This is a genomic window from Paenibacillus sp. FSL H8-0332, assembly GCF_037963835.1.
Taxonomy (GTDB): Bacteria; Bacillota; Bacilli; order Paenibacillales; family Paenibacillaceae; genus Paenibacillus_AQ; species Paenibacillus_AQ rhizoplanae.
The window spans coordinates 1,734,716-1,756,004 of sequence record NZ_CP150145.1 but is presented as its reverse complement, the minus strand read 5'-3'; the positions used below and the strand labels follow the sequence as shown (position 1 = coordinate 1,756,004).

At 51.1% G+C, this 21,289-nt stretch carries 20 protein-coding genes and 1 pseudogene; 7 read left to right on the top strand and 14 right to left on the bottom strand.

Translation table 11 applies throughout. The annotated features are described in order from the left end of the window. Positions 1-7: 7 nt before the first annotated feature. Complete coding sequence (locus NST43_RS07545) at positions 8-943, bottom strand: sensor histidine kinase (protein WP_209991362.1); 936 nt, start codon at positions 941-943, stop codon at positions 8-10. Beyond that, positions 940-1,689: a response regulator transcription factor gene (locus tag NST43_RS07540; RefSeq protein ID WP_339223504.1), complete on the bottom strand. Its 750-nt coding sequence runs from the start codon at positions 1,687-1,689 to the stop codon at positions 940-942. The genes NST43_RS07545 and NST43_RS07540 overlap by 4 nt, the downstream gene beginning before the upstream one ends. Before the next feature lie 185 nt (positions 1,690-1,874). On the opposite strand from NST43_RS07540, the gene NST43_RS07535 reads away from it, so the two are divergent. Next, positions 1,875-2,366 (top strand): DinB family protein, encoded by a 492-nt coding sequence (locus NST43_RS07535; RefSeq protein ID WP_339223502.1) that lies wholly within the window; start codon positions 1,875-1,877, stop codon positions 2,364-2,366. Between the two features lie 81 nt (positions 2,367-2,447). On the opposite strand, the pseudogene NST43_RS07530 reads toward NST43_RS07535, so the two are convergent. The 5 genes and pseudogenes from NST43_RS07530 to NST43_RS07510 all read right to left on the bottom strand — a co-directional run. Next, a pseudogene (locus tag NST43_RS07530) lies at positions 2,448-2,588 on the bottom strand (uridine kinase); the annotation flags it as partial. Between the two features lies 1 nt (position 2,589). After that, positions 2,590-3,717 (bottom strand): glycoside hydrolase family 88 protein, encoded by a 1,128-nt coding sequence (locus NST43_RS07525; protein WP_209991367.1) that lies wholly within the window; start codon positions 3,715-3,717, stop codon positions 2,590-2,592. 35 nt (positions 3,718-3,752) lie between these two features. After that, positions 3,753-4,787 (bottom strand): alpha/beta hydrolase family protein, encoded by a 1,035-nt coding sequence (locus NST43_RS07520; protein WP_209991369.1) that lies wholly within the window; start codon positions 4,785-4,787, stop codon positions 3,753-3,755. Positions 4,788-4,841: 54 nt separating this feature from the next. Continuing rightward, positions 4,842-5,048 (bottom strand): pectinesterase family protein, encoded by a 207-nt coding sequence (locus tag NST43_RS07515; RefSeq protein ID WP_209991509.1) that lies wholly within the window; start codon positions 5,046-5,048, stop codon positions 4,842-4,844. Further along, a complete protein-coding gene (locus NST43_RS07510; RefSeq protein ID WP_209991371.1) occupies positions 5,048-5,227 on the bottom strand; it encodes a pectinesterase family protein in 180 nt (59 codons plus the stop codon). The genes NST43_RS07515 and NST43_RS07510 overlap by 1 nt, the downstream gene beginning before the upstream one ends. 73 nt (positions 5,228-5,300) lie before the next feature. On the opposite strand from NST43_RS07510, the gene NST43_RS07505 reads away from it, so the two are divergent. After that, positions 5,301-6,170: an AraC family transcriptional regulator gene (locus tag NST43_RS07505; RefSeq protein ID WP_209991373.1), complete on the top strand. Its 870-nt coding sequence runs from the start codon at positions 5,301-5,303 to the stop codon at positions 6,168-6,170. A 25-nt stretch (positions 6,171-6,195) separates the two neighbouring features. On the opposite strand, the gene NST43_RS07500 is transcribed toward NST43_RS07505, so the two are convergent. From NST43_RS07500 to NST43_RS07490, 3 genes are all read right to left on the bottom strand, one after another. Next, positions 6,196-6,351 carry a hypothetical protein gene (locus NST43_RS07500; RefSeq protein WP_339223499.1) on the bottom strand — a complete coding sequence of 52 codons (156 nt, stop codon included), beginning with the start codon at positions 6,349-6,351 and terminating at the stop codon, positions 6,196-6,198. 211 nt (positions 6,352-6,562) lie between these two features. Beyond that, on the bottom strand, positions 6,563-6,931 hold the full coding sequence (locus NST43_RS07495; RefSeq protein WP_209991376.1) for a hypothetical protein: 369 nt from the start codon (positions 6,929-6,931) through the stop codon (positions 6,563-6,565). Positions 6,932-7,058: 127 nt separating this feature from the next. Next, positions 7,059-7,856, bottom strand: coding sequence for an AraC family transcriptional regulator (locus tag NST43_RS07490; RefSeq protein ID WP_339223497.1), 798 nt, complete (start codon positions 7,854-7,856; stop codon positions 7,059-7,061). A gap of 138 nt (positions 7,857-7,994) precedes the next feature. Here NST43_RS07490 and NST43_RS07485 point away from each other — a divergent pair, with 138 nt between their 5' ends. Continuing rightward, the gene (locus NST43_RS07485) at positions 7,995-10,247 is read left to right on the top strand and encodes an FAD-dependent oxidoreductase (protein ID WP_339223495.1); all 2,253 of its coding nucleotides are present in this window, start codon (positions 7,995-7,997) and stop codon (positions 10,245-10,247) included. 226 nt (positions 10,248-10,473) lie between these two features. Next, positions 10,474-12,435, top strand: a complete 1,962-nt coding sequence (locus NST43_RS07480; RefSeq protein WP_339223494.1) for a carbohydrate-binding protein — start codon at positions 10,474-10,476, stop codon at positions 12,433-12,435. 90 nt (positions 12,436-12,525) lie between these two features. Here the strand turns inward: NST43_RS07480 and NST43_RS07475 are convergent, their stop codons facing one another. From NST43_RS07475 to NST43_RS07465, 3 genes are all read right to left on the bottom strand, one after another. Beyond that, on the bottom strand, positions 12,526-13,155 hold the full coding sequence (locus tag NST43_RS07475; protein ID WP_339223492.1) for a hypothetical protein: 630 nt from the start codon (positions 13,153-13,155) through the stop codon (positions 12,526-12,528). A gap of 170 nt (positions 13,156-13,325) precedes the next feature. Continuing rightward, on the bottom strand, positions 13,326-14,441 hold the full coding sequence (locus NST43_RS07470) for a glycoside hydrolase family 88 protein (protein WP_339223490.1): 1,116 nt from the start codon (positions 14,439-14,441) through the stop codon (positions 13,326-13,328). 36 nt (positions 14,442-14,477) lie between these two features. After that, positions 14,478-16,274, bottom strand: coding sequence for a sugar-binding domain-containing protein (locus tag NST43_RS07465; protein ID WP_339223488.1), 1,797 nt, complete (start codon positions 16,272-16,274; stop codon positions 14,478-14,480). Positions 16,275-16,547: 273 nt separating this feature from the next. Between NST43_RS07465 and NST43_RS07460 the strand changes: the two genes are divergently transcribed. The 3 genes from NST43_RS07460 (at position 16,548) to NST43_RS07450 (ending at position 19,786) form a co-directional block, all read left to right on the top strand. Further along, positions 16,548-17,465: a helix-turn-helix domain-containing protein gene (locus NST43_RS07460; protein WP_339223486.1), complete on the top strand. Its 918-nt coding sequence runs from the start codon at positions 16,548-16,550 to the stop codon at positions 17,463-17,465. Positions 17,466-17,814: 349 nt separating this feature from the next. Continuing rightward, positions 17,815-18,231: a hypothetical protein gene (locus NST43_RS07455; protein WP_339223484.1), complete on the top strand. Its 417-nt coding sequence runs from the start codon at positions 17,815-17,817 to the stop codon at positions 18,229-18,231. A 157-nt stretch (positions 18,232-18,388) separates the two neighbouring features. Next, positions 18,389-19,786, top strand: a complete 1,398-nt coding sequence (locus NST43_RS07450) for a SpoVR family protein (protein WP_339223483.1) — start codon at positions 18,389-18,391, stop codon at positions 19,784-19,786. An 18-nt stretch (positions 19,787-19,804) separates the two neighbouring features. Here the strand turns inward: NST43_RS07450 and NST43_RS07445 are convergent, their stop codons facing one another. Continuing rightward, positions 19,805-21,163: a transposase gene (locus tag NST43_RS07445; protein ID WP_339219482.1), complete on the bottom strand. Its 1,359-nt coding sequence runs from the start codon at positions 21,161-21,163 to the stop codon at positions 19,805-19,807. Positions 21,164-21,289 lie beyond the last annotated feature (126 nt).

The window sequence follows — 21,289 nt, the reverse complement described above, 5'->3', positions numbered from 1 at the left end:
AGAAGCTTCAGAAGGACTGTCTGGGAAAAGAGAGCCTAAACGCCGTACGCACATACGGCTGGCTGCTCAGGGAAATGGTGCCGTTCATCTGCTCGGTCAGCCGCTTCGTAATCGTCAGCCCCAGGCCGCTGCCCTGATAGTCGCGGTTGCGCGAATCCTCCAGGGTGTACAGCCGCTCGAACACCTGGTCCTCGTGGCCTTCGGCAATGCCTTTGCCCCGGTCCCACACTTCTATGCATACCCGTCCGTCGTCCGGGTAGAGCTTCAGCCCCAGCACTCCCCCTGCATTACCGTAGGTAATAGCATTGGAGAGCAGATTCGTCAGAATCCGGTCCAGCGCCTCATCGTTGCCCATGATATGAAGCAGCTCTTCCGGGATCTCGATCTGCACATCCGTGCCGCTCTCACTAAGCAGATCATAGAAGGCCAGAATATTCCGGCGGCAGATTTCGCCCAGCTCCACCCGCGAGAGCGGGATATCCCGGTCCCCCGACTCCAGCTTCGCCAGATCGAAGAACCGGTTCATCAGGGCAATGACCTCACCGGCCTTGGTATGGATCGTCCGCAGCATACGTTCCTGCTCTTCCTTGGATACCATCTCATCATGCAGCAGCGTCTCAATATAGCCCAGCACCACCGTCAGCGGCGTCTTCAGATCATGCGACACATTCGCCAGCATTCCGCGCATGGATTGCTCCAGCTTGCTCCGCTTGGCCGCTCCCTGATGATTGACATCCAGCAGCCGGTTCAGATCGGTCAGGAGCTGCTGCACCTGCGGACTGCTGCTCATCAGCAGCAGCCGCTCATGCGATCCGCCTTCTATGATGCTCTCCAGTTTATGGTGAATGTAGTCCAACTGGCGGGCATGCTGCCGTGATTTCAGGAACTGCAGCGTAGTGACCACAAGCAACAGCACAAGCAGAACCAGCAACAGGATGATCACAGCAGCACATCCCCCAGCTTGTAGCCGATCCCCCACAGCGTCTTGATATACTCTGGATGGGAGGGGTCATCCTCGATTTTCTCGCGCAATCTGCGCATATGTACATTAATTACATTCTCATCGCCAAAATAATCCTCATCCCAGACATGGCTGTAGATCTGCGCCTTGGTGTATACCCGGCCCGGACTGCTCACGAACAGCTTCAGAATGTGGAACTCCTTGGCGGTCAGCTTCAGCTCTTGTCCGTTCTTCCGCACGGAGAAATTATCCAGGTCCACACTCAGTCCGCGTAGCTCTATACCCTTCGGCTTCTCTGCCTGCGACTCCCCGCTGCCCTGCGCTCCGCTCCCGGCAGCAGCCTGGCTTCCAGATGCAGCATACCCCGCGCGGCGGATCGCTGCCTTCACCCGGGCCGCCAGCTCAATCATCGAGAATGGCTTGGTAATATAATCATCCGCGCCGAAGCCCAGCCCCAGCGCCTTATCCACATCGCTGTCCTTCGCCGACATGATCAGCACCGGCACAAGGCTGCCGCTGCGGATAATCTGCAGCACATCTGTGCCGCTACGCTTCGGAAGCATCAGATCCAGCAGCACCAGATCGTAAGCATGACCGCCCATGAACTTGCTCACCGCCACATCCCCGTCATATGCGATCTCCACCTCATAGCCCTCTTTGGTCAGATAAGAATGGACCATTTCGCTGATCGCTTCATCATCCTCGATCAGCAGCACCCTCTGTTGCATAATGAACCTCCCGTAATCATCTATGTTTACCTTCTATTTGAAATTATACCCTCTGTCCGTGCCGGGTTCTAGTCATATCATACAGTCTATGGATTCTATGAACCTGACAGGCCGTGGTCCAGTTCCTCCTATTATAATGAATGATATAAACTCTTATTCAATCTGACAGACAAGGTGGTATGATCATGGCAGCCAAAACCAACAAGCAGCTCATTCTTGAATTCGAATCCTTCATCCCCTATATTCAATCGCTGGACAGCATGGAAGATGCAGACTGGGAGGCTCCGCTGGAGGCCGGAAAATGGTCCCTGAAGGATGTCCTCTGCCACATCATGCTGTGGGACAAATACTTTTATGTGGAGGCTCTGGTCAAAATCAAAGAGGGCCTGCCGCTGACAGCCGCGCATATGGACTTCAATGCATTCAATGCCAATGCGGTTCTATACGCCAGGACAGTGACCCGGCAGGAAGCCATCCGCCTATTCGTCCTGTACCGGACCAAGATTATAGAAGTTGCAGCCTCATTAAGCGATACGGCTCTTGAACAGAATCATCGGGATGGAGACGGCAAAAAATTCAGCATCTGCAAGTATCTGAGAGATTTCATCTCACACGACAAGCATCACAAGAAGCAGATAGAGAAGTATGCAGCAGCGGTTGCGGCCACTAAAGCATAAAACTGCGGCCCCGTCTGTCCACTGAAATCAGGATAGATGGAGCCGCAGCTTTTTATCATTCTTTTGGATATAAAGGATGCTTAATTCATACTGAATTCTACGCTGCTCATGAGACTTCATTAGGTACCGGATATCCGTCCCCCGCTCAGCCACATCCCTGATTCCCCTGCGCCTAAGCTTGGTCTCCCCATCCGTATGCAGGTATACTTTGAGGTCATACAGCCTATTGCCCGGCAGCATACCTCTCCACTTCAAGAGAAGCCAGCAGCAGCGGCGCTACACCCATAGGTACATCCGATACAACCGCTTCGGAAATGTAGTAATCGTAGGAGCCGTTGCGGTCTTTGCTGAGCCCTGCCCCGTGGCAGATCTTGTGCAGATGAACGCCTTGTTCATCTTCGGTAACCAGATGCTTAAGGATTCCCTCGTAGCCTCGAAGCATCGCCGCCTTGAAGGAAGGCTCCAGATAACGCAGCCGCAGGGCTTTGGCCATCGCATAGACGAACATGCAGGAGCCTGTCGCTTCGAGGTAATTGCCTTTGCGTCCCGCCTGATCCAGCACCTGATACCAGAGGCCGCTCTCCTGATCCTGCACCTCAACCAGCGCACCGCACATCCGTTGAAAAATCCCCATCACCGTTCCCCGCTTCGGATGGGTCAGCGGGAAGTGCTCCAGACAGTCCACAGCGGCCATCGCGTACCACCCCATAGCCCGGCTCCAGAAATGTGCGGACAATCCGGTGGAGGAATCCGCCCACTCCTGCTCCCCGGATTCATCCCAGCCGTGATAGAACAGGCCGGTACGCGGATCACGGGTTCTGCGCTCAATCAGCAGCAGCTGACGGGCGGCTTCATCGATCAGCTCCGGACGCCCGAAGACCGCCCCGTATTCGGCCAGGAACGGCGAAGCCATGTATAATCCGTCCAGCCACATCTGGAAGGGATATATTTTCTTATGCCAGAAGCCGCCTTCGGAGGTCCGCGGCTGTCCGATGAGCTGCGCTGCCAGCAGATGGGCGGCTTCCGCGTAGCGCTGCTCACCCGTCTGACGGTACAGCCAGAACAGATTCTTGCCCTGGTTGATCTGATCCAGGTTATATTCCTCCAGCGAATAGGAGCGGATGACCCCGTCCTCCCCGATGAAGCTGTCCATATGCCGCTGCATGAAGGAGAGGTACTCAGGCTCGCTATGCTGCACCCCGGCCCGGGCCACTGACATCAGCAGCATGCCGGGGACATACGCCCAGCGCTCCATTACATACTCGTGCTCCCCTTGTTCATTGCATTGACCGATGAAGGTATCCGCAATTCTGCGGGATAAGCCTGTGCTTACTGCTTCTGATATAGACATCTCTATTCCTCCTGTCGTCTACGCTACCTGTTACCCTACTCCTGCGGACCGGCAAGCTGCTTAAGCAGCCAGGCATACGCCGGTTCCCCATGAATCTCATGACCCCCTGTGAAAAAATCCGCCGCAAGCCGCCCGCCATGGCCCTCTGCCGCATAGATTTGCTCCAGCCGGTCCAGCGCCTGCCTCGCGGCGGCGGGACCAAACAGCGGATCAGCGTCCCCTACCTCCAGGAACAGCCCGCGCGGAGCAATCAGGCCCAGCAGATCCGGCATCTCTGCTTCCAGCAGAATGCCCGGAATATAATTATCCAGACAATGATGCCGGGTGAGAATGCTGGCTGCGAACGTATTGGCGTAGCCGCTGACCACCGCACTGCTGATCCGTTCATCCAGTGCAGCCGTGAAGCCCGCCACCAGCCCGCCGCCGGAGATGCCCATAATACCGATCCGCTCCCCGTCAACCTCTTCCCGCTCCTGAAGATAATCCAGCGCCCGCATCGTCTCATAGATGCGATAGCCTGCCATCGTCTGCCCTGTCATCAGCAGCGCCGCGGACAGGCGGAAGCAGGAATTCTGTCCAGGCTCGCCGCTGGCAAGATCCTCAGCCAGACGCCTGTCTCCGAATCCGAGTACCTCGGGAGCCGCAACAACGAAGCCTTGCTTCACCAGGGAGACGGCAAAATCCTTATGCAGACCCGGGTCCCCCGTCCGCTCCGACCCGTCTGAATTCAAGCCGGTGATCTCGCGGCTGCCGTAGCCATGCCCGTGAATAGCCAGCACAGCCGGGCAGGGCGTTGACAGCGGCTGCTCCGGGAGCAAAAGATACATAGCCATTCGCAGTCCTTCATAGGTGGTAATCTCGACCCGTTCGCGGATATATCCGCTGCAGACTGTCCGCTCCAGCTGTACCGGTTCTAGCGCCGCCCTCTGAGCGGGAAATCTGCCCAGCCGCTCTATGAACCCGGCGGTAAGAGAAGCCCGCCATTGTCCGAATGGAAGCTCTGCGCTGAAGGCAGAGCTTCGCGGTGCAGCAGCCGTCAGTTGATTGATATATTGTTCAAGTGATTCCATCAGGGAAATCCTCCAATCCTGTTAATGGGTATGGGTGAACCGCGGTCCAAGCGATTAATAGCCCTCAGGATGCCAGCCGTCCAGCACAGACAGAATCCGGTACTGTGCGGCTTCCTCCGCAGTTAACTGGCGTGACCACACCACCCGGCCTTCCGGGCAAGCGCCCGGGCCGCTGCTGCCATACTCTTCATAGCGGCTGGTCTGCTCCCGGTCCGGCTGCCCCCAGTTATGCCAGCCTTCGCCGGTCACCGAGCCGTCCATCACCGTGCGGATGAAGGCGACATGGGCGGGGCTTCGCGGGCGACCGTAACCTTTTCCTCATAGATCCCGGGCTTAATCTGTATGGTTACGGCTTGCATCTCCCCCGGCGGAATGGAATCCAGCGCCCCCTGCAGACTGCTGAATCCTTCTCCGGCATTCTTCGAGACTATAATTAACATGGACGGCTCCTTTCAAGGCAACCTGAATGTATTCTATAATAACCGTAACGGCTTGCAGGAGAAGAGGAGATGTATGAACAGCGTATCTGGCCCTAATCCCAAATATTATCTTGAAGACGGGCGCTTCAGCATCCAGCATATGAAGCGCAAAGGCATCACTGCGATGCCGCGCCCCCACAGCCATGAACAGACTGAGCTGTATTATCTGACGGACGGGGAGCGTGTATATTTTGTGGACGACCGGGTGGTTACGGTTCATAAAGGCGAACTGATTCTGATTCCCAGCCGCGAGCTCCATTCCACAGCAAGCTCCGAGAAGGCCGAGTTCGAGCGGATTCTGATCAACTATGACCCGCTGCTGCTGCCTCCGGCACTGAGGGATGAGCAGCAGTGGTTCCAGAACCACCGCTACCGCTTGTTCAGGCTGACCCTGCGCGAGCAGAATGAAGCGGAGTCCCTGCTGAACCGCATGCAGGAGGAATCCCGCATCCGGCGGCCCTTCTACGAAGCCTGTGTCACCGCGCTATTGACCGAGCTGATGATTCTGCTCCAGCGTTCGGAGAGCACGGCCCAGGCCGGCGGCACCCGCCATCCGCTGCACCATCTGGTAACCGAGGTCGCCACCTATATCCGTGCCCATTATCGGGAAGCGCTTACGCTGGAGGAGACCGCTAAGGACTTTTTCATCAGCCCCTCCTATTTGAGCCGGGTATTTCATCGCCTGACCGGCTTTCATTTCCGGGAATATATCGTCCATATCCGGGTCCGCGAGGCCCGGCGTCTGCTGGCCGGAACCCCCGCCAGAATCCAGGAGATTGCAGGAGCAGTCGGCTTCGAGCATCTGTCCCATTTCAATAAAACTTTCAAAAAATCAACCGGCCTGACCCCGCTCCAGTACCGTAAAGAAGCGGGGGCGCAGCCTGCACCGGAGTCCGGAGGGTAGTATCCGGTCCGCCCCGTACCTCTGCTTAATGCTCTGTGATGGCCAGCTCTCCTGAACGGAGAAGCTCAACATCACTGCACTTATGCATCTGTACCTGCGGCTCCTCCTGCGTCTGCAGCCTGATCCGGTCCAGCTTCAACCTGCGGCATGGCGCAGGATGATGCCCCGCCTGCACTGGCATACATTCCGATAGGTAAGCATAACCAATTATAGTTCGTATAAGTTTAATTTTCTTGCGCTTTCTATGTTCTTTTTCCTGTTTTTTATACTTCCTTGTCCTGCAAACAGAAACAGCGACAGCAGGGGACGGATAACATCCCTTACTGTCGCTGCACTATGGAAGTAGAATTCACTCTCGTTGTAGTTCGCTGAAATGAATGAATCAGATTGTTTTAATCAAGCGTCTTAGCATACTCTCTTAACTGTTCAGGCTCACTTGTGTGATACACCATTTGTTCATGATCAAAAATCACAATTACGGGCCGTTTTGCTTCCAGTCCCAGTAATTCCAGCCACTTCAGCTTCTTCTCCTCTGTATGCACAGTCACATGCGGGATATGCTCCACAAGCGCAGGCTCGGAATTAAGCACCTCATTTACTTCATCATCCCAATCCCGTGAATTGGAGAACATATGCAAGTGGAGTACATTCTCTTCCTTGGACACTAGCTGATCAATGACATCTGCTTTCGTAGGGCCGCAGCCAGCAATCAATAAGAATACTGCAACCAGCAAGAACAGCCTATGCCAATGCTTAAGCATGCAATTCCCCCTCCCTATTCCATCTACATACCCATATATTACTACAACGATTCAGCCTTACTTCCTCACATAGAGCGAATAGGTCTCTGGAGCGGCAAAATTTAATTTCTCCGCCAATCGTTATTAATTATACGCGGTGCAGCTTACGGTACCGGGATGGCGTTAATCCCAGCTTCGCCGAGAACACCCGGCTCAGATAGAAGCCGTTCTCGTAACCGCACTGCTGGGCGATCAGTTCAATGGGCAGTTTGGAATCCTCCAAGAGCTGGCAGGCCCGTCTGAGCCGGAGTCCGGTTACGAAGTCTGAGGGGGCTGTTCCATAGGCCGCTCTGAAACGCCGCGTTAATTGTACCGGTGTAATGTTAAGGATACCTGCCAGCTCCTGTAGAGTCATGGGGGTGCAAGCATGCTCCAGCAGCCATTGCCGTGCCTGCTGCATCTGCGGACCCGGGCTTGTCTCTCCAGAGATCAGCTCTTCGGCCGCGCTGCTGCGCTCGATTTCAAGCAGCCTCCAGAGATCCTCCACCATATGCTTCATCCGGCTATAACCCGGCTCCTCCTGAATCCCTCTTCCGATACTCCGCATATAGCGGTAGGTAGATTTCAAACGCTCCACATCCCTAACAGTCCATCTGCCTCCAAGCGTTGCGGCGTCCTCCGGTCCCTCCTCTTCCTCCCATTCGAATTGTATGAAATGAAAGGTCAACGGACTAAGCGTTCTCCGGTAAAAGGTTGTCCCCGGCGGACATACAATGATGTCCCCGAACCCGCCCTCCCCTTCGTGGTCTCCGAAGCGGTAAGCGAATTGTCCCTGCTCAACCGCAAATAAGGTCCACACGGGATAGGTGTCGTGCTCCAGCAGGAACTGTTTTTTCTGCTCCCAATAGATGTGGGCTGCCGGACGAACCGACCAATACATGCGCATGTCTGACTCTCCTTAGGTTGCATTATCATTTGAAATAAAGTATATAGATCAAGAAATTATATGCATGTCATTTGATTATCGATTATTTTATCATGAAACTACGGATATATTAACATACACCAAAGGAGAGATTCAACAATGCGTAGTGAAACGGTCAACACGGATGTAACAGTGGTAGGCGGCGGATTGGCAGGAGTATGCGCGGCGATTGCAGCAGCCCGGCTGGGCCAGCGTGTGGCACTGATTAATAACCGTCCGGTACTCGGCGGTAACTCCAGCAGCGAGGTGCGGGTATGGGTATGCGGCGCAACCTCGCACGGCATTCACCGATATGCCCGTGAAACGGGAATTATGGGGGAGCTATTTGTGGAGAACCAGTACCGCAACAAAGACGGCAATCCGTATCTCTGGGATATGGTTGTGCTTGAAGCGGTTAAGGCCGAGCCGAACATTCAGCTGTTTCTGAACACGGATGTACATGAGGTCGATGCTTACGAGGATGGCAGCGGCCAGCGGAGCATCCGGTCCGTGACCGGGTGGATGATGGGGTCAGAGCGGAGAATTACTTTTGAGAGCGCGGTCTTTCTGGACTGTACGGGGGATGGCCTGGTAGGCTTCCTGGCAGGTGCAGCATACCGGCTGGGCCGTGAAGCACGCGAAGAATATAATGAGGAATGGGCGCCGCTGGTCGCAGATGATATTACGCTCGGCAGCACACTGCTCTTCTATACCAAGGACGCAGGCCATCCGGTCAAATATATCGCTCCAGCCATGGCAAAGGATATTACACAAACCGCTATTGCCGAGCGCCGCATCATCCGCAGCGGCGACAACGGCTGTGCCTACTGGTGGATCGAATTCGGCGGCGAGCAGGACACCGTTCATGACAATGAGGCCATCCGCGACGAGCTGTGGTCTGTTATCTACGGGATCTGGGACTATATTAAGAACTCCGGCAAATTCGACGCTGACAACATGACGCTGGAATGGGTCGGTTCAACTCCAGGCAAGCGGGAGTACCGCCGGTTCATTGGCGATTATGTCCTGAATCAGAACGACATCCTAGCCCAGCGCGAATTCCCGGACCGCGTGGCGTTCGGCGGCTGGTCCATTGACCTGCATCCGCCGCAGGGAGTGTACGCTACAGAGTCAGGCTCGAAGCATATGTATTCGGACGGCAGCTATCACATCCCGTTCCGTTCGCTGTATTCGGTGAACGTCAGCAATCTGCTGATGGCCGGCCGCGACATCAGCGCCTCGCATGTCGCGTTCGGCACGACCCGCGTCATGGCTACCTGCGCGGTCATCGGCGAGGCCGCCGGTATCGGCGCGGCACTCTGCGCCGCCAAGGGAATATCGCCGCGCGAACTGCATGCGGCCCACCTGAACGAGCTGCAGCAGACGATGCTGCGCCAGGACGCTTCCGTCCTCGGGCTACGCAACGAGGATGATGCCGATCTGGCGCTGAAGGCCGCGCTCAGCGCTTCCAGCGAGCGGAGCCGGTTCTGTGTGGAGCAATCCGCGTTCAGCGTCCCGCTCACAGCAAACATCGGCATCACCGTTGCGGCCGATCCGGGGCTGGACGGAATTGAACTGCTGATCGATGCGGCCGAAGCCGCAGAGCTGACGGTAGAGCTATGGGAGACCGGACGGCCCGAGAATTATATTCCTTATTCGTTAATCCAGTCTGTATCAGCTCCCGTTCAGGCCGGAGCCGCCCAGTGGGTGAAGCTCCCGGTTCAGTGGCAGCCAGAGTCACCGCGCAACGCATTCCTGATCGTCAAGGCCAATCCTTCACTGTCGCTGCATATGGCAGATGAGCCCGCTTCGGGAATACTCGCCTACAGGCATAGCGAGACCCCCGCAGCCTCGCGGGACTTCGGCGAGAATCCGCCTGCACAGCCCGTAGTGCAATGGGACAAAAAGAAGTATGACCACAAAGCCCCATGCCTACGCCTGTCTGCTCCTACGAGCGCCTTCGCCGCAGACAAAGTGATTGATGGCTACCTCCGTCCTTACGGCGGGCCGCATCAGTGGTCCTCTGACCGGATGTCCTCCGGCCAGCCGGAGTGGCTGGAACTGACTTGGAACGAACCCGTTACCATCTGTCAGGTACACATCACCTTCAATGACGATGTCAACGAGGATCTGATCAACCTGCATCACCATATCACAGAAGCCGAGATCCTGCCTACATTGGTCAAGGATTACCGGATCGAAGCCCATATCGGCGGGGAATGGACGGTGGTTACAGAAGCTCAGGGCAACCACAAGCGCAAGCGGGTACACACGCTGAACGAAGCTGCGGCCACCGGCCGCTTGCGGGTCGTGGTCCTGGAGACTAACGGCAGTGAATATGCAGAGATTATTGAGGTGCGGGTGTACGGTTAAATCGCTTTCAGGCATTATCTTGGAAAAGAATAAGAATCAGCAGGGGAGGGATTTCCGCAGGGCGGAGATTGCCTCCCTTTTCTGCATAAAGCTGCTGCAGAAATCTGCCCTTAATGTGGGATTACCCGCCTTATCCGGATGCGCCTATCAAACTATAATCAGGTTGTAAGCGAATACAGGAGGGATAAATAGTATTTTCTAAAAAATATGAAAGAGGTGTTCATTTATGTTAAGGAAGTTAAGGTTATTAAGTGCATTATTAATTTTTTGTATGGCCAATCTGTTACCTGTCTTTCCTTTGAACGCAAGCGCGGCGGGTACAATTGTAAGCTATCCGTTACCGTCGGTCTATACCACGACCAGTCAATACACGGTAACAGCAGACTCTACCAATATACCGGTAATCGACACTTCGGAGGTATTTGTAAACTATAATTATTGTAATTTCTCTTTTTCAGGTACGACTACAATCACAATAACAGCAAGTGAGCCAATCAATACCTATAATATTTCCCCCAAAGCTTTGGGAATCACTGCAGCCAAGAGCGGAAATACACTTACCTTTACACTTTCATCACCAACCTATCTTATCGTTAAAATCAATAACCTGAAGGATCTGGTGATTGCGGCAGATGCTCTTGAAACCAATGTTCCGGCTTCATCCGGTACAGGGATATACAATGTTAAAACCGGGTACGGTGCTGACAGTACCGGTGCCACTTTGGCTACAACTGCCATACAAAACGCCATTAATGCGGCTAACGCAGCAGGCGGCGGTATAGTATACGTTCCAGCCGGCGTGTACAAGAGCGGAAACCTTGTTCTAAAAAGCAATGTTTCGATTTATCTGGAGGGTGGTTCTGTTATAAGGGGTTCAGGAAATCCAAGCGATTACACTACCCATTTCCATAAGAATTCTCTGAATAAGGATGGAACCTGGTTTATTTATACCGAAACCAATGCAAACAATATTAAGATATACGGCAGGGGAACGATTGACGGCAATGGCCATTATATGAGAAATACAAACAATTATCTGAACAATATTCTTGTACCCTTGCAATGCAGCAACTTCACAGTTGACGGCATAACCATCAGAGACAGCGGTGGCTGGGCTACAATCGTTACAAGATCTAATAACGTAACCTTCCAGAATACCAAGCACTTCAACAACAATGAACTTGATTATGAGAATGATGCCATAGACATTCAAGAGAGCCAGAATGTACTCATCAAGCACACTGTTGCAGTATCAGAGGATGACACCTACTCCTTTAAGACCTGGGATGTAGCCACTACGGATATCGCTGCAAACTGGCCGGGAACTCCTGAAAACCAGTCAAATGTAGTGGTGGATGATGCTTTGGCCTGGAGCAGATGTGGAGCATTCAAGGTTGGAGATGGAGTGAAACAGCTTCAGGATGGCATCGTTGTTAAAAACTCTTATGTATACCGGTGCTGGCGCGCTTTAGCGGTAGGTCATCTCTATGGAACTCCAGCAGCACAGAACATCGTATTCGACAATATAGATGTAGAAGGTTTCTGGCCAAGATCCGGTGTTCACTCCAGATGGTTTGATCTTTCTGCAAAAACTGGTCCGATCAAAAATGTGGTCTATAATAATATCAATTTACGCGCTTTGGGTGAAGTTTCAATAATGAAGGGTTGGAATGACACATCTACGGTCTCCGGAGTGACATTAAACAATGTTCGCGTCGGTGGAGTTGCGGTAAATAATTTGACAGATTTGAAAATAACAGATACGAACAGCTATGCTGCAGAGCCAAAATTCAACACATTGAAATTTGAAGCGGAAGGCTATAACCTTAGTTCAGGTGTTATGTCCTATGAGTCAAGCACGGACGGAGGGCTGGATGTGGGTGGAGGCAGTAATGGCGACTATATAGCATTTAAAAATGTAGACTTTGGCAGTACAGCTAAAACAAGTATTGATATGAAGGTTGCATCCGCTAACTCCGGCGGAAAGATAGAATTCCACTTGGACAGTCCTACAGGCCCTATGCTGGGTTCTTGGACGGCAGAAAGCACAGGCGGATGGCAGACATGGTCCCTCAAGAATATCCCGCTTAATGCCGGGACAGCGGTAGGAACTCATACGGTATATGTTACTTTTGTGAAATCAGATTCAACCACAGTTGCCAATTTAACTTGGTTCCAGTTCAAATAGAATGGAAACGGTTTGATGTATGCTAAGCAGGGCCTGACTGTGGTCAGGCCCTTGTTTGGCGTATACGGGACTTTTGCCGGGGGGCGGGGATTACTGCTCCGTCCACTGCTCAAAGAGGTTGTACAATTCATCAAGGCGTTCCTCGTCTTCGGCCGCGAACATTAGCAGATGGCCCCCGTTGTTGTTCATAATCACAATCAATTCACCCGGCCGGCCAAAAAAGCGCACGCCCGTGTACAAATCTGAATCGGCTAGGCGGGATGGAAAGTTCTGCTCAATTCGCTCTGCAACAGCCTCATCGATATCCCAATATTCTTCGCTGCTATACTCCATCGCCAGCACTGCCTGCAAATGGGCCATGGCCAGCAAAAATTCCTTAACAGACGAACGCAGGCGCTCCCATTCCTCTCCGCTGCGCACATAGACGGGAGGATTATCGAGCTTCATATCCGCTGCACGGATTCCCCACACGCAGGCTTCTTGATTTTCGGTATAAAAGATGCAATAGTCTTCTTCCATATAACGCGGAAAATTGTGAGGCTGAACCAGAAAATCCTGAGTCGCGTTCAATGCAGAGTGGGCCCCAAGCTCCGTATAGTACGCCCGCAACACCTGCGGAATATGCCCGTAGCGTTCCATCCACGGCGTTAACGATTCATTATCGAATCCGCACGGTTCCGTAATGCGGAACAGCTCTCGAATCGCTGTAAAGTCGGTCATTACTTATCTCTCCCCGTTCGTCGAATAATTGTTAAATATTCAAGTATGAATTAATGTAATCTTAACATAGATCATTGGGGTGCGGGTGTACGGGTAACCGGCTCCAGGAGACAAGTGAAAAAAAGCCTAATCCTTTGGCGTACATGCTCAAGGATTAGGCTTTTTGCAGTTTATTTTAACGCTTCATATAAAGCAATAAGAGCCAGGGACTGTCCGTATGCCATCGGCATGAGGTTAATGTTCTTGTAATGATCCTTATCCATTCCCATCCCGGTTCCGGCCGACACATTCAGCACGGTTCCATCTCCGCTAATATTTTGACATACCGATTGAATGGCCTTGTCTGCCGCAGCCTGATAGGAAGAATCCAGAATACCGGCCTTGATGCCTTTGATAATACCTGCGGCAATAGCGGCCGACCCGGATACCTCTTCATAGCTGGACGGGTCCTGCAGGACTGTATGCCACAGACCGGAAGCTGCCTGGAGGCATACCAAGGCATTGACCTGAGCCGTATACGTATCAATCAGAAACTTCCGGATACCCGGGCTAATCGAATCCTGGCAGGCTTCCAGGTAATCGACGATCCCATAGGTGAACCAGGAATTGCCGCGGCACCAGAAGATGCTGCCGAAATTATCATTACGCTCGAAGCTCCAGCCGTGGAAGAACAGGCCGGTATGCTTGTCGAACAAATACTTGATATGGAGCAAAATCTGGTGTTCAGCTTCATGCCCCCACTCCGGCCGGTTAAACTTGCGCCCCGCCTGGTTAAGAAACAGAACCGCCATAAAAAGCGTATCAATCCATAACTGTCCATTGTGCAGGTGAATTCCATCCCGGTTGCCAATGGCAGTGACCGTATGCTGAAAGCCGCCTTCTTTGGTTTTGGGCAACTCATGAATGAGCCAATCCGCATGCTCCCGGCATAGCTCTTCCAGTTCGCTGGAAGGCTCCAGCTGATCCAGGAGCAGCACCAAAGGCAAATAAGGAGCTGTCGTATTAATGTTTTTGGAAGGCAGTCCCGCCTCCAGATTACGGAAATACCAATTCTGAAAGAATTCCATATAACGCGTATCGCCGTAAACCTTCTGCAGCTTGTAAAGACCATACAGACCGACGCCCTGCGGCCAGTCCCATTCTTCAATTCCGAAATCCCGTTGCACAATCCCTACTCTTGTATCGGCCTGAACCACGGTTTTATCCTTTTCATAGTCACTGCCGCCCAGATTCATCAGCTTATCTACTACCAGCCCAATTTTTTGAAGCAAAATTTCATTTGTCATGGATTCCCAAGCTCCTTGTCATTCAATATGTTCCGGTTAAATGGTCCGCAGATGCCATTGATTATTAATTTCTTTAATTAACTTCGTATCGCATTTGGGTGTCCGATCATAGGCCAATAGACCGTTAATTTCTTGCTCCACATCGGTCAACTGCGTATAACAATAACCATAAATAATCTTAGAAGCGTATACCGCCTTCATGATTCTTGCATATTCCAGAACAAGATCCTCTGAGGATTGTGCGCTGGTATATCCCCAGCCATCGTCAGCGCCAGCCTTATAGCTTATCCCGCCGAATTCAGTTAAAAGGATTGGCTCTCCCCGATGCTCATAACCATCTGCATATACACTGCGGGCGGACGGCTTGGAAGCAAGCAACGTTTCCTTCGTGGACAGAATCCGCTTGAATTCTTCATACTTATCGGTCTCATCTGCTCTGCCATGCTGATAATTATGAACCGCACAAAGGTCAGTTTGTGTCATTTCCCAGCCATCATTCGAGATCACTAACCGGGTATCATCCAAGGAATGAATAAGACTATACATGGCTAAGCTGTGATACTGCTGCTGCTTATTCGATTTCACCATCGGAATTCCCCAGCTCTCGTTAAGCGGAACCCAGGCCACAATAGACGGATGATTGAAGTCACGGTCAATAATTTCAATCCATTCTTTGGTTAACCGGGCTACAGCATCACTATTGTAGGAGGGGCTGGCAGCACATTCTCCCCATACAAGGAACCCTATACGATCTGCCCAGTATAAAAACCGCGGGTCCTCTACCTTTTGATGCTTACGGCAACCGTTGAACCCTAATTCTTTGGCTAATTCAATATCTTGCTTCAGGTGTTCATCCGTGGGCGCAGTAAGCAATCCTTCCTGCCAATACCCTTGGTCGAGTACAAGCTTTTGATAATAAGGTTTGTTATTCAGATAGACCATACCGTTCTCTGTATGAACCTTCCGCATGCCAAAATACGATCGTATACAATCCACCTCAACCGCATGATCGTACAGCTTCATTTCAACATCGAACAAATTGGGAGTTTCCGGAGTCCAGGTCCAGCCGGCGTTATGAAAGTTTGTCCGGAAGATTTTCAAGCCAAACAGATCTACCGTTCTACGTGTTATGGGCTGCAGCAATCGTACTCGATCCTGAATAACAGGGACTCCCCGAAAAGAAATACGAATATCCACATCTAATTCCTCTGATCCATATCCCTCAGATTTAACTTCTATTCCAATGCCCCCCCGATCTACATCGGGCTCAAACTTCACCCGATGAATATAAACAGGGTTCACCGCCTCCAGCCACACGGTCTGCCAAATCCCTGTCGTGCGGGTATACCAGATGCTGTCCGGCTTCTCTACCCAGAACTGTTTGCCCCGGGGGATAGTCTCATCCGTTGAAGGGTCTTCCACATGAACCGTTACCTGCTCCTCCTGTCCGGTTAAGGCATGCGTAATATCAAAAGAAAATGAAGTATGTCCTCCCTCATGCATGCCGATATAATGACCATTTACATACACCCAGGCTCTATAATCTACCGCTCCAAAATGTAATATCACACGCTTCTGATACCAGTCCGGATCGAGTGTGAAATTGCGCTTATACCAGACATAGTCATGAAAAGTGGTATCGTGTATCCCGCTTGCAGGGGTCTGAAAAGCAAAGGGAACTTGAATGGTCTGACTGAAATTCTCACTTGGATCAAACCAGCGCTGTGCAGCTCCAACATTCTTATCATCAAATTCAAATTGCCATGCTCCATTTAAGTTAAGCCATGCGTCTCTAACTAACTGTGGACGCGGATATTCCATCCTGTGTGTCATCCAGCTTCATCTCCTACCCTATTAGTCTGCAACAATAATAGTTAACTTTTTTGCGTTTTTTACAGTAAACCATCTTTACAAGCAAGCAAATACTATCATGATGAAAGCGTTCTTTCAAGCCTGAATCAACGTTATTCGTGATTTTCAACTTTGTGGTATACAATAATAAATCAGCGCTCAACTGGACCTATTATTGTTAACAAAAAAGTTAACAATATGTTATAATGTTAGGCAGCCGCTAGAAGCTAGATTGATCCCGATGAGGAGGTATTTATGTTCTTAGAACTCGATGAGAATGGTATTTCTGTTTTGAAAGCACTGGCCTCTGACACCAGAGCTTCCATTCTCAAACTATTGTTACATACACCGCTTACGGTCAGTGAGCTCGCCAAAAAGCTAAATTTAAGCAAAGCCATCGTATCACGCCATATCCGGTTACTGGAGGACGCCAAGATCATCAAGCTCCAGGACAATTTAGAGGTTACAGATAGCCGAAAGAAGAATTTCATTCTTGCTGTGGATCATATTGCCCTCAACTTACCGAAGAAGCTCCATCTTCCTTTTAATGTAATTACTAATGAAATCAAGCTGGGATACTATTCTAATTTTTCAGTCACCCCTACTTGTGGATTAGCCAGCCAGGCGAAAGTCATCGGAAAGTTAGATGATCAACGAACCTTCGTCTCCAATGACCGGATTGATGCTTCTTTACTTTGGTTTGCGGAGGGCTTCGTTGAATATATGATTCCGAATGATTTCAACCGAAATTTCACAGCAGAATTATTAGAGTTATCCTTAGAGCTCTCTTCCGAGTTTCCTGGTTCCAACAATAATTGGCCCAGTGATATCGCTTTTTATATCAACGACGTTTTTTTAGGCACCTGGACGGCTCCGGGGAATTTCTCAGATGTGCGCGGGAAATTAACACCAAACTGGTGGGATAACGAACTAAGCCAGTATGGCCTTTTGAAGCATTTAAGAGTCACCAAGAAAGATACGGGAATAGACGGTCAAAAAATATCATCGGTTACCCTTGCCCAACTAAAGATCGAAGATTCCCCCTTCATCCGGTTGAAGATTGGTATTGATGATCACTCTAAGAACAAAGGTGGACTTACTATTTTCGGGGAGCACTTTGGAAATTATCCGCAGAATATGCTGCTTAAAATATTCTACACTGAAGCGGAATAATGAAGATTTAGGCTATAAGACGCACTTAAGACTTGAACTTGAAGCTTCATCGTCACTGCGGTGAACATTTGGACTTCCGGCCGCTGTTGCCCCCAGATTTCTTGATTTAAGCCGCTGTTCGCGGGTGAAATCCGGTGACAAAGGCGGTCGCTACCGCTCCTACAGTTCCAAATTTCCCCTCCGCTTCTTTTGCTTTTTGTTTTTTTCTTTAGTGCTTCTTATGGCTTCGAATCTCCCAAGGGGCTTACGCAAAAAGGCTCTCCATGAACGATGTACATCGTTTTGGAGAGCTTTGTATGGATAATATTCTGATACAATATAAGGACAAACCAAATTGGAGGTGCCAGCCATGCAATGGGAAGAGGTTCGTAAGATTTATCCCGATCAATACGTCAAGCTGCAAATCCTTGCATCACATACCGAAGGTAACACTAAATTTGTTGATGAAGTCGCACTGATCCGTGCTATTCAAGACCCCCAAGAAGCGACTAAGGAGCTGCTACAATCTAAGGACGGCGTGATTGTGTCACATACCGGAAGTGAAGAATTGAAGGTTGAGATTCGTGATTTTAGTAGACTAAGAGTGGCTCGAATGACCAGAATACTTACAGATGAACAAAAGAAGCTAACTTCGGTTATCTTCAAAGATGAAGGTGTTCTCTCTCAACTTCAACAAGCTCAAAAGGATCGCAGAGATGGAATTTCCACTTACAGTGACAGCGAAGAGGAGTTCGCCCAGTTACTGAACAATATCCAGAACGAATAAATAGCCTAACTTCTTAGCGTATTCGCTGTGGGTTAGGCTATTTTTTGTACAATAACTCTTCTGCCTCTCACGCTCCACGCATCCCCCATCATACTCCCTCCCCTCCGCCCATATACATAGGAAGAACGGTTCACAAGCTGGAAGGAGAGATGGATGCATGCCCGGTGATGATGAGATAAAGGCGCTGGAACGGGCGATTGCCGAGATTACGGAGATCGCTACCGGGTTCGGCCTCGATTTTTATCCGATGCGTTATGAGATATGTCCTGCGGATATTATTTATACCTTCGGTGCCTACGGGATGCCTACCCGGTTCGGACACTGGAGCTTCGGCAAGACGTTTCACAAGATGAAGTCACAATACGATTTCGGCCTGAGCAAAATTTATGAGCTGGTGATCAACTCTAATCCGTGCTACGCCTTCCTGCTCGACGGCAACTCCCTGGTGCAGAACAAGCTGATTGTTGCACATGTGCTGGCGCACTGCGATTTCTTCAAGAACAATATGCGCTTCTCCATGTCCAACCGGGATATGGTCGAGAGCATGGCAGCCACTGCCGACCGGATCAATGATTATTCAGTCACCTACGGCACTGATACGGTCGAGGGCTTCATAGATTCGGTGCTCGCCATCCAGGAGCATATCGATCCCAGCCTGATTCAGCCGCGCAAGCTGGGCAAGACCCATCTGCTCGAAGCCAAGATGAAGGAGCGTAAGGACTCCCCTCCCGGCGGGCCTGGACCGGCTAATGCTTACAGTGAGCTGTGGGATCTGGAGAAGAGTACTGACGTCCCGCCAGTGCCGGAAACCGCCGGCAAACGCACCTTCCCCCCGGAGCCGGAAAAGGATATCGTCTGGTTCATCCAGCAGTATTCCACCGCCCTGGAGGACTGGCAGCGCGATATTATGACTATGCTGCATGATGAAATGCTCTATTTCTGGCCGCAGATGGAGACCAAGATCATGAATGAGGGCTGGGCCTCCTACTGGCATCAGCGGATCATGCGCGAGCTGGACCTGACGTCTGAGGAGACGGTCGAGTACGCAAAGCTGAATTCGTCCGTGGTGCAGCCTTCCCGCCAGAGCCTGAACCCGTATTACCTGGGGCTGAAGATCTTCGAGGATATTGAGAAGCGCTGGGACCGGGACAAAATGTTCGAGGTGCGCGAGCTGGATTCCGACCTCTCCTTCATCCGCAGCTATCTGTCGAAGGAACTGGTGAACGACCTGGACCTCTATGTATTCGAGAAAAAGGGCCCGGAATGGAAAATTACCGATAAAGCGTGGGAGAATGTGCGCGACCAGCTGGTGCTGGCCCGGGTGAACGGCGGCTCCCCGTACCTCGTCATCCAGGATGCCGATTATGAGCGGAACGGCGAACTTTTGATTGCCCACCGATATGAGAGCATCGAGCTGGATCTGAAATATCTGGAGCGGACGCTCCCGCATATCTACGCCCTCTGGGGCCGTACCGTACATCTGCAAACTGTCGTAGAAGACAAAAAAGCCCTCTTTACCTATGACGGCAAGAAGGTGCAGCGGAAGTTTATGTAAAGGGTAGTTTTTAGTGACTCAACTTTCGCAGCCTGAAATCGGCAAGTACGCCTTGATGTAATTGGGCAGAGCGGCGATCCAGTGCTGGAGTTGACTTTTAATCATAGCGGATAGCTTTTTGCCGACTTGATTGGCGATCTCGTTCATCAATTCCACCAGTTGTTGTAAAGCTACTGCCCAATCCAAGGTACCCACTTCATCGCAAAGCAAATAAAACAGTCCACCGAGCGTCCGTTGATCGGTACTTTGCCGATGCTGCCAAGCCAGCAGTATATAACGGGAAAAGACAATGGTGGTATGGCTAATGAGCAGATCGTACGAACGACCTTGGAACTCTTTTTGCAGGCGTAGCAAGGATTTCGTGCATTTAAAAAAGACTTCGATATCCCAGCGTAAAGCGTAGATTTGAATGATTTCCGGTGCCGTCAGTGTGAGATCCGTCGATAGAATCGCGAGCCACTCGTTTTTCTTGGAGCGATGGCGAACAAAGACCACAACGACCGGAATACCAGGAACCAGTTCCGTATGAATCTGACGCAAAATATTCCGCTGCTTCCCTTGCACTTGTGTAGCGGATCGGTAAAGACCTTTGAGATCGACCCGCTTGCCATGAACGAGATATCGCTTGTTGTCGTTTTTCACCATGCCAATGACATGAAGACCTCGTTCCACCACTCGCCCGATTAAGGGCGCATGAGTGAACCAGCTATCCATGAGTACGTAAGTCGCAGAAACACCCGAGGCGATGGCCCGATCCAGCAGTTCAGAAACCAGATGTGGGGCCGAAAGAAGAGCTTCTTTTCGGCGTTTGTACCCAGAGGATCGCTTATCGATTTCCGGATGAATACCGGTTAGTCCAGCCTTCACGGAACTGAGCAAGGCGAAGTCCAAAGGGAGAAACGTATGGCCGTCCGACCAGCCTAAAGTCAGCATACGAAATCCCTTATAATAAGCACCGGTGGCGTGATCCTTGAACCGAGCCAGAAGTTCTACGGCTTTGCTGCGATTTCGTTCAAACATGGAATCGTCGACGATGAACACGGAAGTTCGCGTGACGGAGGTCAAGGTTTCGACTCGCTGAACGGTGTCGCTGCTGAGTGAAGTCAAGAAACGCCGCCAAGCAAATTGGCTGTGATTCAGAAACCGGTAGACGGCATCTTTGCCAGGAAACGCTTCACCTTTGGAACTTTCGAGCAGACGAAACCAGTTCTTCTGATGAAAAAGCAAGACAAAAACGAGCATAAATAGATGGGAACAGGTATAACCAAACGTCTTTTTGAATCCTGCTTTTCTCAAGTGCTTCAAGACACCGAGTTCCTGAAAAGCAGGTCTCATTTCAGGTGGGAGTTGATCTAGGGACGACTTTTGTTTTATCATGGAAGGGACACCTCTTCTGTGGTTTAGTGGATCTCGACAATCTCACTTTACCAAAGGAAGCGGTGTTTTTCTATGTTGGCAAGATCGCTACTTAAACCAGCTTCACCTTAACACCGGCTTGGGGTC

Excerpts from the sequence above, each read along its gene's own strand:
- NST43_RS07535 (WP_339223502.1), top strand. The coding sequence starts at position 1,875 with ATGGCAGCCAAAACCAACAAGCAGCTCATTCTTGAATTCGAATCCTTC.
- NST43_RS07480 (WP_339223494.1), top strand. The coding sequence starts at position 10,474 with ATGTTAAGGAAGTTAAGGTTATTAAGTGCATTATTAATTTTTTGTATG.
- NST43_RS07485 (WP_339223495.1), top strand. The coding sequence starts at position 7,995 with ATGCGTAGTGAAACGGTCAACACGGATGTAACAGTGGTAGGCGGCGGA.
- NST43_RS07450 (WP_339223483.1), top strand. The coding sequence starts at position 18,389 with ATGCCCGGTGATGATGAGATAAAGGCGCTGGAACGGGCGATTGCCGAG.
- NST43_RS07470 (WP_339223490.1), bottom strand. The coding sequence starts at position 14,441 with ATGACAAATGAAATTTTGCTTCAAAAAATTGGGCTGGTAGTAGATAAG.
- NST43_RS07540 (WP_339223504.1), bottom strand. The coding sequence starts at position 1,689 with ATGCAACAGAGGGTGCTGCTGATCGAGGATGATGAAGCGATCAGCGAA.
- NST43_RS07500 (WP_339223499.1), bottom strand. The coding sequence starts at position 6,351 with ATGCCAGTGCAGGCGGGGCATCATCCTGCGCCATGCCGCAGGTTGAAG.
- NST43_RS07445 (WP_339219482.1), bottom strand. The coding sequence starts at position 21,163 with ATGATAAAACAAAAGTCGTCCCTAGATCAACTCCCACCTGAAATGAGA.
- NST43_RS07520 (WP_209991369.1), bottom strand. The coding sequence starts at position 4,787 with ATGGAATCACTTGAACAATATATCAATCAACTGACGGCTGCTGCACCG.
- NST43_RS07505 (WP_209991373.1), top strand. The coding sequence starts at position 5,301 with ATGAACAGCGTATCTGGCCCTAATCCCAAATATTATCTTGAAGACGGG.
- NST43_RS07515 (WP_209991509.1), bottom strand. The coding sequence starts at position 5,048 with ATGGACGGCTCGGTGACCGGCGAAGGCTGGCATAACTGGGGGCAGCCG.
- NST43_RS07465 (WP_339223488.1), bottom strand. The coding sequence starts at position 16,274 with ATGACACACAGGATGGAATATCCGCGTCCACAGTTAGTTAGAGACGCA.
- NST43_RS07455 (WP_339223484.1), top strand. The coding sequence starts at position 17,815 with ATGCAATGGGAAGAGGTTCGTAAGATTTATCCCGATCAATACGTCAAG.
- NST43_RS07490 (WP_339223497.1), bottom strand. The coding sequence starts at position 7,856 with ATGCGCATGTATTGGTCGGTTCGTCCGGCAGCCCACATCTATTGGGAG.
- NST43_RS07525 (WP_209991367.1), bottom strand. The coding sequence starts at position 3,717 with ATGTCTATATCAGAAGCAGTAAGCACAGGCTTATCCCGCAGAATTGCG.
- NST43_RS07510 (WP_209991371.1), bottom strand. The coding sequence starts at position 5,227 with ATGTTAATTATAGTCTCGAAGAATGCCGGAGAAGGATTCAGCAGTCTG.
- NST43_RS07475 (WP_339223492.1), bottom strand. The coding sequence starts at position 13,155 with ATGACCGACTTTACAGCGATTCGAGAGCTGTTCCGCATTACGGAACCG.
- NST43_RS07460 (WP_339223486.1), top strand. The coding sequence starts at position 16,548 with ATGTTCTTAGAACTCGATGAGAATGGTATTTCTGTTTTGAAAGCACTG.
- NST43_RS07495 (WP_209991376.1), bottom strand. The coding sequence starts at position 6,931 with ATGCTTAAGCATTGGCATAGGCTGTTCTTGCTGGTTGCAGTATTCTTA.